This is a genomic window from Brucella sp. BE17 (assembly GCF_039545455.1).
Classification (GTDB): Bacteria; Pseudomonadota; Alphaproteobacteria; order Rhizobiales; family Rhizobiaceae; genus Brucella.
This window is the reverse complement of the sequence record NZ_CP154467.1, coordinates 1,688,314-1,700,722: the sequence shown is the minus strand read 5'-3', so window position 1 is coordinate 1,700,722 and position 12,409 is coordinate 1,688,314. Positions and strand designations below refer to the sequence as shown.

Here is a 12,409-nt window from a genome sequence, read left to right as displayed (position 1 = left end):
GATGGCCCAAGCTTTTGTTCCCCCTCATGTGTCATGGCCTGATTTTCAACGCTCGCTGGTTGCTATCCTGCGTGGTGTTCGCCCCGACGAGGTGGAAGCGATTGCCGGCGCGCTGATCGATGCCGGTTTTGAAGCCATTGAAGTGCCGCTGAATTCACCCGATGCCTTTACGTCCATCGAACGCTTGAGCAAACGCTTTGGCACGGATTGCCTGATCGGGGCCGGAACGGTTTTAACCGGCGAAGATTGTGCAAGGGTTGCAGAATGCGGCGGGCGTCTCATGGTCAGCCCGAACATTGATGCTGAGGTGATCACGATCGCCCAGAAGCATTCCATGGTGACGTTGCCGGGTGTTTTCAGCCCGACAGAAGCATTGCTTGCAATCCGCCTTGGCGCATCGGCCTTGAAATTTTTTCCCGCTTCCGTTCTGGGGCCTTCTGGTATTTCCGCCTTGAGTGTGGTTCTGCCCAAAGGCGCTATTACTGGCGCTGTTGGCGGCGTATCGAACCATAATTTTGCTGATTACGTGGCGGTAGGCATACGCACCTTCGGCCTTGGAAGCAGCCTTTACCGACCGGGTCAAAATGCAAAACAAGTGGGCGTAAACGCCGTCGAGGCCATCAAAGCCTATGATGCGGCGATTGCGGCTCAAAACTAAGGAGTTTTTGAAACATGAGCGACAAGAAAATAACCCGTTATGCTGTGGCCGATCATCAGGCAGGCGGACAACGCCGCCCTTTTGCCAAGGCAGTCAGGGCGGGCGATTTCGTCTATATTTCCGGACAGGTTCCGACGGTTGATGGCGAAGTCGTTGCCGGAAACATCGTGGCCCAGACCGAGCAGGTGGTGGCCAATATCAAGGATGTTCTGGCGCTGGCCGACTGCACCTTGGCGGATGTCGTTAAAGTCAATGTCTGGTTGGACGATGCACGCGATTTCTCCAGCTTCAATGCGGTCTTTCAGAAGTATTTCATCGATCATCCGCCGGCACGTTCGACGGTGCAGTCACCTTTGATGGTCGATGCCAAAGTCGAAATGGACGTGATTGCTTACAAGCCTGTTTGAAGCTGCTGTTTACGGATGTAGCTAGTGGATTGAGAAGACCGGTACAAAGTGCTGTAACGATCCGATCAAGCAAAGCCCTTGCCAGGCGCGGAAACCTGCGTGTCATCGGCAGAGAGATAGTCGGAGGCACGTGGCCGCATAGGGCCTCTGACGTCAATTCGAGGGTATCCTGTTTGCTGTCTTATACGTAGCTTCCAAGTTCTGTCCGGCTAAACTGCCAGTTGACTTCTGGGAGTTGTGATGCTGGGAATGACAGAACAATCTGCCGTGATGATACCGGCCCGCGAAAGCCGGCAAAGAAGATTGAATCTTCCAGTTGAGGCGCAACTTCGAAACACGAGAAGACCCAGGTATCATCCCGTTCGGCGGACAGGACGATGAGCCCGTTTTCATCAAACGATATGTCGACGGATGGATGCAGATGAAAACGCACCGCAATATTATCGCGGCCATTTGCTTTCAGGGGCCTGCCATCGCCGCGATAAAAGCGGTCGGCACCGTGAATCACGCTGCCATTGTGCGATAAGACAAGCCGGCGCTCATGATAAAGGCCAAAGAGCCGTGCATAACCATCATGACTTGCAACAAATCCCTGGCGGTCGATTTCGTCAATGCGATCTCGGTCGACACGGCTGGGGCCTGCAATGATTGGTGTGCCAATCATGCTGGAAAGACCAGCATTAATGCTGAAACGACACGATGAGGTGTCGTTGATGGTGGCCGTTGAATGTGCTGCGGTCGAGCGCCCCAAAGGACGAAATTCTGGCGGGCCAAAACGGTCGATACCGGAATTGACGATATAGCGCTGACGTCCCGAGGACATCTCAAAGGCGAGACAACCTGCATGGGCATCGCGCGAGGCCGTCACAGGTGGCGGCAGTCCTGTATCGGCGATAATTGTGGTCGACCCCATCGTCAAACGTTCATAGCCCGAATAAGGCGCATGGGTGAGGGGGGAGCCGCCAATTTCGTCATGGCGCAGAACCGAAATAATGCGTTCGGACATGGTCGGCCCGACGCCGTTGAACAGCGCGAGATTGCCGTCCTGATGGCGGAAGAAGCGAAGTGCGGGCAGCATGCGTTCGACCGCTTCGATCAATGCCCTGGGCGGCGATTCGGTGCCGTTGGCATAAGTCTGGCGCAGTGGCAGCAGATCGGCCAGCAATTCGAGGAGAGTGGCGGGGTTACGCGAAGTATGGCCGCCATCAGGCAATATCTGGCGTTTGAGTTCATATTCGAGATTGCGCCGCGCCGCGCGTGCCGTGGGGGGCGATACCGGTAAGGCAAGTGCTGCATAGGCAAGGGCTATGCGGGTGCGAAGGCGATCTTCGCCGTCATCCATAGCGGAAGCGACGGTGCGCAAATAGCGCACCTGCATGGCAAGTGAGCGCATGAACTTGCGATAAGTCGGCAGATCGGCACCGAGCAGGATGAGATTAGAGTGTTGTAGCCAGGCGATGATGCGTTGTGCTGTGACTTCCGGTGCCCAGGCAAGGCCATCGATACGCTTGCCAAACATTTGCAGCCAATCATCGACGAGCGCCCGTGCATTGGCTGTCGCAAGTTCACTCTCGGCGCTTTTGAGATGTCGCAGCCAGCCAAAACCATGCAGTGCCGCATCCCATTCCGGTGTTGGCGGGATGACGGCAAAAGGTGAAAGCCCGCCTGTTTCCACCAGACGCCCGGCCAGAGCGAAACGACCGTGATAAAACTCCTGCGCGAGCTGCGGGTCGGCGACGCGTAGATCGGGAGGCGCGATGAGAATGCGTTCCGGCGTGAAACCGGTAAAACGCCAGCGATAAAGCGGCCCCATGCGCAAGCGGCGGCTGAACCTGCGCCAGGCTTGGGCAAGGGCAAGGCCCCAAAGATGCGGGGTTTCGCTCAACGCGATTGCCACCCTTTCGTTCTCCGTATTGTGCATTACTATAAATCGGCCATCACTATGGCCGCGTCCCGGGCTGGCACTGTTTCCGCAAGCGTTGCGCGCTTATGGAATCATGCTCATATAAGATTGACGAGAATGGTAAACCGAGTGTTAACCATGACAGCTATCGCGGCCTGAAACGTCAGATTGTGCGAATTGCGATGGTTACTTCACGCGGCGAAAGCGGGCTGCGAAGAAACCATCCATTCCAGCCATATGTGGATCAGCATCAAAATGGCCTGCGGGCAGGTCGGCAGGCGTCGAACGCAAAAAGCCTTCCTGCGTTATCAGCGCCTCAAAGCCGGGGCAATCATCCGGGGTGATCGGCCAGGCTTCCAGATTGGTGTTTTGGAGCGCCTGACGCGCCATGTCCTCACCTTCGAGCGGATGCAGCGAGCAATTGGAAAACACAATCGTGCCGCCCGGTTTGACCAGAGTGGCTGCCTGCTGCAAAAGCTTTGCCTGAAGGCTGGCGAGTTTTTCCACATCCTGTGCTGTCTTTGTCCATGGCACGTCGGGATGGCGGCGCACGGTGCCGGTGGACGAGCAGGGCGCATCCAGCAGGACTGCGTCAAACAATTCGTCCGGTGTATAATCCATCAGATTGATGGCGATAGTCTGTGCTTTAAAGCCTAAACGCTCCAGATTGCCCTCAAGGCGTTTCAGCCGGTTTTCGGACAGATCAAGTGCTGTCACATCGGCCCCTTGCTGGACGAGCTGTGCGGTTTTTCCACCCGGCGCGGCACAAAGATCGGCAACGCGCTTGCCTTTGATGTCGCCCATCAGGTGCGCTGGCAGACTTGCTGCCACGTCCTGTACCCACCATTCGCCTTCGGCAAAACCGGGCAGGTCCGTAATATTTCCCTGGACCGTTTGCAGACGCACGGAGCCGTTTGGCAGCGCCACACCGCCGAGTTTTTCGGCCCAGATTTGCGGATCGCCTTTGAGCGTAAAGTCGATTGCAGGCTCATAGGCATGCATGGCAAGGATGCTTGCTGCCTTTTCCGGGCCGTAAGCTTCCGTCAGGCTTTTTGCAAACCATTCCGGCACGTTTGTGTGCGGCTCTTGGCTGTGGGCAAGAGCCCGGTCCTTGTTGCGCGAAAGACGGCGCAGAAGGGCATTGACGAGACCAGCATATTTGCGATTGCGCGGATCGCTGTTTGCCGCTTCAACCGCAAGATCAACGGCCGAATGATCGGGCAGGTCGAGATAGAAAATCTGGGCCACCGCGATATGCAGCAGATGTTTGAGGGCCACCGCATTTTCAGGCAGCGGACGGTCGAGACGCTTTTTGATGGCGCGTTCGATTGCGCCGCGATTGCGCAAGGCAGACCCCAGAATGGCGCGAACCAGCGAACGGTCGCGCGGCTCCAGCGCCAGATATTGCGGATGGCCGTGGACATTGTCGGTCAGCCCATCGAGCGAGGTCTTCTTTTCAATGACCGCGCCAAGCAGGCGTGCCGCACACAGTCGCGCAGCAAGACCGGGCCGCTGTTCGGCACGCTCTGTCGCATGGTTGCTGGCTTGCGGTTTTTTATCGTCCCGCTTCTTTGCGGGCTTTTTATTCGTCACGCTGTTCTACTTTTCAGGATAGGCTTTTACGACCACGGTCCCCGAAAGCCGGAACCGTCATTGCTGTTAGAGCCTGCATTACCCCATGGACCCGTGCTTTGGGAAGGGGCAGAAGGCTGGCGCATGTTTGCGGAACGGATTCCCATCTCACCAGCCAGTTGTTCAAGGGCTGCAATACGGTTGTCGGTATCGGGGTGGGTGGAGAACAGACTATCCGCACCACGCCCGCTTAAGGGATTGATGATGAACATATGCGCGGTCGCCGGATTATGCTCGGCTTCCTCATTGGGAATGGCTTTTGCACTGCGGGCGATCTTGCCCAGCGCCGATGACAGCCACAGCGGATTGCCGCAGATTTCCGCACCGCGCTTGTCGGCTGCATATTCACGGGTACGGCTCACCGCCATCTGGACGATCATGGCGGCAAAGGGGGCGACTACCATGGCGAGGATCATGCCGACGATACCCATGATACCATTGCCATTTTCACGATTTCCGCGGAGAAAGAAGGCGAAATTGCCCAGCATGGAAATGGCACCGGCAATGGTTGCCACGATTGTCATGGTGAGCGTGTCACGGTTTTGCACATGCGCAAGTTCATGCGCCATCACGCCTGCCACTTCTTCCGGACTCAGGCGCTGGAGGAGGCCGGTTGTTGCAGCAACCGCGGCATTTTCTGGGTTGCGTCCGGTGGCAAAGGCGTTGGGCTGGTCTTCATGGATAATATAGACCTTTGGCATTGGCAGGCCCGCATTGGCAGCAAGTCCGCTGACCATGCGATAATAATCGGGGGCGGTGCGCTCATCCACTTCCTGCGCATTATACATGCGCAGCACCATCTTGTCGGAGTTCCAATACCCGAACAGGTTCATGGCGACAGCGATTACCAGTGCAATCATCATGCCGCCGCCGCCACCAAGCAAATAGCCGATGCTCATGAACATGAACGTCATGAGCGCGATCAACATGGCAGTTTTCGTCATATTCATTCGTGGCGGTCTCCAAATTGACGGTGCTTGTCTCCAAAGAGTTTTGCACCAAAAGCCTTTCTGGCTATAAGATGGCTGCCTATATGATGGGGATGAAAAGCATACGCTTCAATAATGCATGTCTAAAATTGGAATATGGCGATGAATGAAAAATCTGATGATGTCGAAGGCGCAACAGATATGCAACCGCGAGCCTTTGACCATTTGCCGCCTGCGGCGCAGCGTGCGCTGAAGGAAGCGGAAGCGCGGCGTGTAGCCGAGAAAGCAGAGACGGCGCCGCGTGAAATCGGCGGTCGCGGCGGCAAAGACCCTGCTCGTTTTGGCGATTGGGAGATCAAGGGACGGACCATTGATTTTTAATTTGAGATAATTCCAATTGAAAAGGCCGGGATTGCCCCGGCCTTTTTGTCTATATTTATTTCTTGTTCTGGCGATTTTCGATCAGTTCGTCCACGACGCCCGGATCGGCGAGTGTCGATGTATCGCCCAGTGAAGTGCACTCGTCCTCGGCGATCTTGCGCAGGATTCGGCGCATGATCTTGCCTGAACGGGTTTTGGGTAGGCCCGGTGAGAACTGGATTTTGTCGGGCGTGGCGATCGGTCCGATTTCCTTGCGCACATATTGCGATAATTCCTTGCGCAGCTCGTCGGCGTCCTGCGCATCGGCACCAGTCATCAGTGTCACATAGCAATAAATGCCCTGCCCCTTGATGGGGTGCGGATAGCCCACCACGGCAGCCTCGGAAACCGAATGGTGCGAGACGAGCGCCGATTCGATTTCCGCCGTCCCCAGACGATGGCCGGAAATATTGAGCACATCATCGACGCGACCAGTGATCCAGTAATAGCCGTCTTCGTCGCGACGGCAGCCGTCGCCGGTGAAATATTTACCCTTATAGGTAGAGAAATAGGCTTCCTTGAAACGCGCATGGTCGCCGTAAAGCGTCCGCATCTGGCCCGGCCAGCTATCGGTGATGCACAGGTTGCCATCGGAAGCACCCTCAAGAACTGCGCCTTCGGGATCGACCAGTTGCGGTTTGATGCCAAAGAACGGCCGTGTTGCCGAACCGGGCTTAAGATCGGTCGCACCGGGAAGCGGCGTAATCAGAATGCCACCCGTTTCCGTCTGCCACCATGTATCGACAATTGGTGAATGCTGATCACCAACGACGTTGTAATACCATTCCCAGGCTTCCGGATTGATCGGCTCGCCAACCGAACCGAGCAGGCGGAGCGTCGAGCGCGAGGAGCGCGTGACGAAGTCGTCGCCAGCCCCCATCAGGGCGCGGATGGCGGTCGGTGCCGTATAGAAGATATTGACGTGGTGCTTGTCCACGACTTCCCAGAAACGCGCCTGATCGGGGAAGTTGGGAACGCCCTCGAACATCAATGTCGTGGCACCATTGGCGAGCGGTCCATAAACGATATAGGAGTGCCCCGTCACCCAGCCCACATCCGCCGTACACCAGTAGATGTCACCATCATGATAGTCGAAGACATATTGATGTGTCATTGAGGCATAGACGAGATAGCCAGCGGTCGTATGCAGCACACCCTTTGGCTTACCGGTGGAACCGGACGTATAAAGAATGAACAGCGGATCTTCCGCATTCATCGGTTCGGGTTCGCAAGTGGGTTCCACGCTTGCGACTTCCTGATGATACCAGAGATCGCGTCCGCGACCCCAACTCACCTTGCCGCCAGTCCGGCGCACCACAAGCACCTTGTTGACCATGACATATTGCTTGGCAGCAATATCGATGGCGGTGTCGGTATTTTCTTTCAATGCCACCGGCTTGCCACCACGAACGCCTTCATCGGCGGTAATCACGAAAGTGGATTCGCAATCGACGATGCGCCCTGCAAGTGCTTCAGGCGAGAAACCCGCAAAGACGACGGAATGCACAGCGCCGATGCGCGCGCAGGCAAGCATGGCGTAAGCGGCTTCCGGGATCATCGGCAGATAGATGGTGACGCGGTCGCCTTTCTTCACACCATGCTTTTTGAGCACATTGGCGAGACGGCAGACATTTTCGTGCAACTCGCGATAGGTGACCTTCTTGTCGATATAGGGGTTGTCGCCTTCCCAGATGATGGCGACCTGATCACCACGGCTTTTCAGGTGCCGATCAATGCAGTTGTAAGAAACATTGGTGACGCCATCCTCATACCATTTGATGGAAACATCGCCATCGAAGCTGGTGTCCTTGACCTTGGTGAAAGGCTTGAACCAATCGATGCGGCGACCATGCTTGGCCCAGAAACCATCCGGATCGGTCACGCTTTCCTTGTACCACTCCAGATATTTTTCGTTGTCGATAAGGGTATTTTTCTTTGCCTCTGGCAGGACCGGGTAAAGCTTCTCCGACATGAATTCCTCCTAAATGTCCGGCATCCTCTCTGCCGGTGCGCGGCTCAAAGCCGCTTCTACTCTAACTAGTCTTTCGGGCGGGCAACGTAAATTAGACCAATGGACAGGCATAGGTCCACAATGACGCAGCCGGGATATGGGTTAGCTATAATCCCTCTCGCCAAAAATTGCCGAGCCAACCCGCACCGATGTGGCACCGAAACCGACGGCCGTTTCATAATCGCCGGACATGCCCATGGAAAGCTTTTCGACGCTGGCTTTAAGGGCTAGCTTTTCCAGCAGCGCAAAATGCGGTCCGGGATTTTCGTCCGCAGGCGGAATGCACATCAGGCCTTCTATCAAAAGACCGTGATGGTCGCGGCAACGTTCGACGAAGGCCACAGCGTCTTTGGGCGCGATCCCTGCTTTCTGCTCTTCAAGGCCGGTATTGACCTGCACGTAAAGTCTTGGCGACTTTCCCTGCTTCTTGATTTCCGTGGCGAGTGCGGCTGCGATCTTTTCACGGTCGACGGTTTCGATCACGTCGAAAAGAGCGACCGCATCCGCTGCCTTGTTGGATTGCAGTGGGCCGATCAAATGCAACTCGATACCGGAATATTTTTCGCGCAGTTGAGGCCATTTGGCCAACGCTTCCTGCACACGGTTTTCGCCAAAAATGCGTTGTCCTGCTTCAAGAACGGGTGTGATCGTATCGCCATCATAGGTTTTCGATACGGCTACGAGTGCCACCGAGCCGGAAGGGCGATGGGCCTCTTTTTCTGCCTCGGCGACTTTTTTCCTGACTGCATCGAGACTGGCGACGATATCGGCCATGAAACTCTCACTTTCCGGTCTTTTTTCCGCAAAAACTTGACGCTACCTTCAAACCATGATGAAGGTCGCGCTCAATACCGACTCTCTTTATTGCATCACCTTCGTACGAGTAAATACGCTCATGGCAGCCGAACGTTATAATCCCCGCATGGCGGAAGCACATTGGCAGAAAATCTGGGACGAAAACCGGACTTTTGAAACCGATAACAGCGACCCTCGCGAGAAATATTACGTCCTAGAGATGTTTCCCTATCCATCGGGGCGCATCCATATGGGCCATGTGCGCAATTATGCGATGGGCGATGTGGTCGCCCGCTATAAGCGCGCCAAGGGTTTTAACGTTCTACATCCAATGGGCTGGGACGCATTCGGCATGCCTGCGGAAAATGCGGCAATGCAGAACAAGGTTCATCCTAAGGAATGGACCTATCAGAACATCGCCACCATGAAGAGCCAGCTCAAATCTATGGGTTTGTCGCTCGACTGGTCACGCGAATTTGCGACCTGCGATGTGGAGTATTATCATCGCCAGCAGATGCTGTTCATCGATCTTTTTGAAAAAGGTCTGGTGACACGCAAGACCTCCAAGGTCAATTGGGATCCCGTCGACAATACCGTGCTTGCCAATGAGCAGGTGGTGGATGGGCGCGGCTGGCGTTCGGGTGCGCTGGTCGAACAGCGCGAACTGACACAATGGTTTTTCAAGATCACCGATTTCAGCGAGGAATTGCTGTCGGGGCTCGATACGCTCGACCAATGGCCGGAAAAAGTCCGCCTCATGCAGAAGAACTGGATCGGCAAGTCGGAAGGCTTGCAGGTTCGTTTCGCGCTCGATGGCGCGACAGCACCGCAAGGTTTTTCGGAAGTCGAGGTTTACACCACCCGTCCCGACACGTTGTTCGGTGCGGCTTTCGTGGCGATCTCCGCCGATCATCCATTGGCAAAACATATTGCGCTAGGTAATGCCAGACTTTCCGGCTTTATCGATGAATGCCATCAGCAAGGCACTTCTCTTGCAGCACTAGAAACTGCTGACAAGAAGGGGTTTGATACAGGCATCAAGGTCAAACACCCCTTCGATGAGAACTGGGAATTGCCACTCTATGTCGCCAATTTCGTGTTGATGGAATATGGTACGGGTGCGGTGTTCGGCTGTCCGGCGCATGATCAGCGCGATCTGGATTTTGCCAATAAATACGGCTTGAAAGTCACGCCGGTTGTTCTGCCGAAAGGTGAGGACGCGGCCAGTTTCAGTGTTGGCGAAACCGCCTTTACCGATGACGGCGTGATGATCAATTCGCGCTTCCTCGATGGGCTTGCGCCGGATGCCGCTTTCAATGAAGTCGCGGAGCGTCTTGAAAAGACCGAGCTTGATGGTCGCCCGCAGGCCAGCCGCAAGGTGCAGTTCCGTCTGCGCGACTGGGGCATTTCGCGCCAGCGCTATTGGGGCTGTCCGATCCCGATGGTTCATTGCGAAAGCTGTGGCGTCAACCCGGTGCCGCGTGCCGATCTGCCAGTCAAGCTGCCTGATGATGTCGAATTCGACCGTCCCGGTAATCCGCTCGACCGTCATGCGACCTGGCGGCATGTGAAATGCCCCAAATGTGGTGGCGAAGCGCGTCGCGAGACGGACACGATGGACACGTTTGTCGATTCATCATGGTATTATACGCGCTTCACTGCACCATGGGAAAACGAGCCAACGGACCGTGCGGCTGCGGATCGCTGGTTGCCGGTCGATCAATATATTGGTGGCATCGAGCATGCGATCCTGCATCTGTTGTATTCGCGTTTCTTTACCCGCGCCATGAAGGTCGCAGGCCATGTCGGCGTCGATGAGCCGTTCAAGGGACTGTTCACGCAGGGCATGGTGGTGCATGAAACCTATAAGGCCAATGGCCAATGGGTGGCACCCGCCGATATTCGCATCGAGGAAGTGGATGGCGCACGTCGGGCCACGCTGATCGAAACGGGTGAAGCGGTTGAAATCGGCTCGATTGAAAAAATGTCGAAGTCGAAGAAGAATGTCGTCGATCCCGATGACATCATCGCATCCTATGGTGCGGATACGGCACGCTGGTTCGTGCTTTCCGATTCGCCGCCTGAGCGCGATGTGATCTGGACGGAAGCGGGGGCTGAAGGCGCGCATCGTTTTGTGCAGCGCGTCTGGCGCCTTGTCTTTGAAGCAGCAGATGCGCTTGCAAATGTTGCGCCGAAAGCGGGCAGTGAAGGCGAGGCGCTTGCCGTTTCCAAGGCTGTGCACAAGGCCGTCAAGTCGGTCGGTGACGATATCGAGAAACTGGCCTTCAATCGCGCCGTTGCACGTCTTTATGAGTTGCTCAACATCTTGGCTCAACCGTTGCAGCAGGTGGCGTCGGCCAAGGCGAATGATGCCTTGAAAGCCGCAACCCGTGAAGCCACCGAAATGCTGATCATCATGCTCGCACCGATGATGCCGCACCTGGCCGAACAATGCCTTAAGGTTTTGGACGGAAAGATTGCTGGTCAGCAGACGCTGGTTGCGCGTGCGCCATGGCCGGTTTTCGATCCGGCATTGGTGGTGGAAAACGAGATCGTCCTGCCTGTTCAAATCAACGGAAAGAAGCGGGGGGATTTGACAATCGCCCGCGACGCTGATCAAGCTAGCATCCAGCAGGCGGTGCTCGAACTTGACTTCGTCAAGGCAGCACTTGATGGGGGCTCGCCGAAGAAAATCATCGTGGTTCCGCAAAGGATCGTCAATGTCGTTGCCTGATCGCTTTTTGTCCGCAGTCAAGTCTGTTCGCGCTGGTTTTGTAGCACTGGGTGCTGTGATACTCCTTGCAGGCTGCACCGCGCAGCCGCTTTATTCATCTGGCAATGCGGGTGCTACCATCGGTGGTAGTGCGGCACCGGATATGCGCAGCAAGCTTGCTTCGGTGGCCATAGAACCAGCTGGTAACGTGTTCGGGCAGCAGGTCCGTAATCAGCTGATCTTCCTGTTGAGCGGTGGTGCAGGTGAGCCTGCCCATCCGAACTACAGGCTAAGCCTTGGATTGGGCCTTAAGGCATTGAATGCTGTGAGCGTGGATATCGGTGATCGGACCGACCGCACTGGTCGGCCGTCGGCAGGGATTATCAAGGCGACGTCAAATTTCGTGCTGCGTGACATGGACGGCAAGCCTGTGGCGCGCGGCACCCGCACCGCGGGCGCATCGTTCGACCGTCCGCGTCAGGAATTCGCCAACCTGCGCGCTCAGCGCGATGCGACCAAGCGTGCCGCAGAAGAACTGGCACAGCAGATTTACCTTTCGCTTGCGATGAAGTTGTCAAAGCTCTGATGTAATTTTGCATAGTATTTAAAAGCGGCGCCGCAGTGTGCCGCTTTTTGTTCTGCCAGTTGACTTCAAAATCACAGTTGCTTTTTGAAAAGCGCGACGGGAAACTTCAACATGGTGGAGTTTCCCGGCGGGGGCGGCCGGGTGCACGGTGCTCTAACCTGTAAAAAGCATAATATATTGAACAAGGTAACATTGGTGTTCCTATGGAATTATAATTTAACTTCTTGTTTTTTATCAATAAATACACAAACTGAATATTCCTGCATACGAAGTGGACCATACGTCCATTGGTTCAAACCAGCTTGTAATAGGAGTAGTCGGATGAAACGAGTTTTTGGAATTGTCAGTGGTCTTG

Annotated in this window: 10 protein-coding genes; 5 read left to right on the top strand and 5 right to left on the bottom strand. The window is 55.5% G+C overall.

Annotated elements, in window-relative coordinates; all coding sequences use genetic code 11:
• Position 1 precedes the first annotated feature (1 nt).
• Both AAIB41_RS08250 and AAIB41_RS08245 read left to right on the top strand, forming a co-directional pair.
• Complete coding sequence (locus tag AAIB41_RS08250) at positions 2-658, top strand: 2-dehydro-3-deoxy-6-phosphogalactonate aldolase (protein ID WP_343312828.1); 657 nt, start codon at positions 2-4, stop codon at positions 656-658.
• A gap of 14 nt (positions 659-672) precedes the next feature.
• A complete protein-coding gene (locus tag AAIB41_RS08245) occupies positions 673-1,065 on the top strand; it encodes a RidA family protein (RefSeq protein WP_343312827.1) in 393 nt (130 codons plus the stop codon).
• A gap of 181 nt (positions 1,066-1,246) precedes the next feature.
• Here AAIB41_RS08245 and AAIB41_RS08240 read toward each other — a convergent pair whose 3' ends face one another.
• From AAIB41_RS08240 to htpX, 3 genes are all read right to left on the bottom strand, one after another.
• The gene (locus AAIB41_RS08240; protein WP_343312826.1) at positions 1,247-2,962 is read right to left on the bottom strand and encodes a heparinase II/III family protein; all 1,716 of its coding nucleotides are present in this window, start codon (positions 2,960-2,962) and stop codon (positions 1,247-1,249) included.
• Positions 2,963-3,154: 192 nt separating this feature from the next.
• On the bottom strand, positions 3,155-4,561 hold the full coding sequence (locus AAIB41_RS08235; protein WP_343312825.1) for an RsmB/NOP family class I SAM-dependent RNA methyltransferase: 1,407 nt from the start codon (positions 4,559-4,561) through the stop codon (positions 3,155-3,157).
• Positions 4,562-4,587: 26 nt separating this feature from the next.
• Positions 4,588-5,550 carry a zinc metalloprotease HtpX gene (gene htpX / locus AAIB41_RS08230; protein WP_343312824.1) on the bottom strand — a complete coding sequence of 321 codons (963 nt, stop codon included), beginning with the start codon at positions 5,548-5,550 and terminating at the stop codon, positions 4,588-4,590.
• 141 nt (positions 5,551-5,691) lie between these two features.
• Here htpX and AAIB41_RS08225 point away from each other — a divergent pair, with 141 nt between their 5' ends.
• Positions 5,692-5,910 carry a DUF1674 domain-containing protein gene (locus AAIB41_RS08225; protein ID WP_343312823.1) on the top strand — a complete coding sequence of 73 codons (219 nt, stop codon included), beginning with the start codon at positions 5,692-5,694 and terminating at the stop codon, positions 5,908-5,910.
• Between the two features lie 55 nt (positions 5,911-5,965).
• Here AAIB41_RS08225 and acs read toward each other — a convergent pair whose 3' ends face one another.
• Entirely contained in the window at positions 5,966-7,921 is a 1,956-nt protein-coding gene (gene acs / locus AAIB41_RS08220; RefSeq protein ID WP_343312822.1) for an acetate--CoA ligase, read from the bottom strand.
• A gap of 141 nt (positions 7,922-8,062) precedes the next feature.
• Positions 8,063-8,734 (bottom strand): YggS family pyridoxal phosphate-dependent enzyme, encoded by a 672-nt coding sequence (locus AAIB41_RS08215; protein ID WP_343312821.1) that lies wholly within the window; start codon positions 8,732-8,734, stop codon positions 8,063-8,065.
• 121 nt (positions 8,735-8,855) lie between these two features.
• Between AAIB41_RS08215 and leuS the strand changes: the two genes are divergently transcribed.
• Positions 8,856-11,489: a leucine--tRNA ligase gene (gene leuS, locus AAIB41_RS08210; protein ID WP_343312820.1), complete on the top strand. Its 2,634-nt coding sequence runs from the start codon at positions 8,856-8,858 to the stop codon at positions 11,487-11,489.
• A complete protein-coding gene (gene lptE, locus AAIB41_RS08205; protein ID WP_343312819.1) occupies positions 11,476-12,054 on the top strand; it encodes an LPS assembly lipoprotein LptE in 579 nt (192 codons plus the stop codon). The genes leuS and lptE overlap by 14 nt, the downstream gene beginning before the upstream one ends.
• Positions 12,055-12,409: the final 355 nt, after the last annotated feature.

Excerpts from the sequence above, each read along its gene's own strand:
- AAIB41_RS08250 (WP_343312828.1), top strand. The coding sequence starts at position 2 with ATGGCCCAAGCTTTTGTTCCCCCTCATGTGTCATGGCCTGATTTTCAA.
- AAIB41_RS08245 (WP_343312827.1), top strand. The coding sequence starts at position 673 with ATGAGCGACAAGAAAATAACCCGTTATGCTGTGGCCGATCATCAGGCA.
- htpX (WP_343312824.1), bottom strand. The coding sequence starts at position 5,550 with ATGAATATGACGAAAACTGCCATGTTGATCGCGCTCATGACGTTCATG.
- AAIB41_RS08225 (WP_343312823.1), top strand. The coding sequence starts at position 5,692 with ATGAATGAAAAATCTGATGATGTCGAAGGCGCAACAGATATGCAACCG.
- acs (WP_343312822.1), bottom strand. The coding sequence starts at position 7,921 with ATGTCGGAGAAGCTTTACCCGGTCCTGCCAGAGGCAAAGAAAAATACC.
- AAIB41_RS08215 (WP_343312821.1), bottom strand. The coding sequence starts at position 8,734 with ATGGCCGATATCGTCGCCAGTCTCGATGCAGTCAGGAAAAAAGTCGCC.
- leuS (WP_343312820.1), top strand. The coding sequence starts at position 8,856 with ATGGCAGCCGAACGTTATAATCCCCGCATGGCGGAAGCACATTGGCAG.
- lptE (WP_343312819.1), top strand. The coding sequence starts at position 11,476 with ATGTCGTTGCCTGATCGCTTTTTGTCCGCAGTCAAGTCTGTTCGCGCT.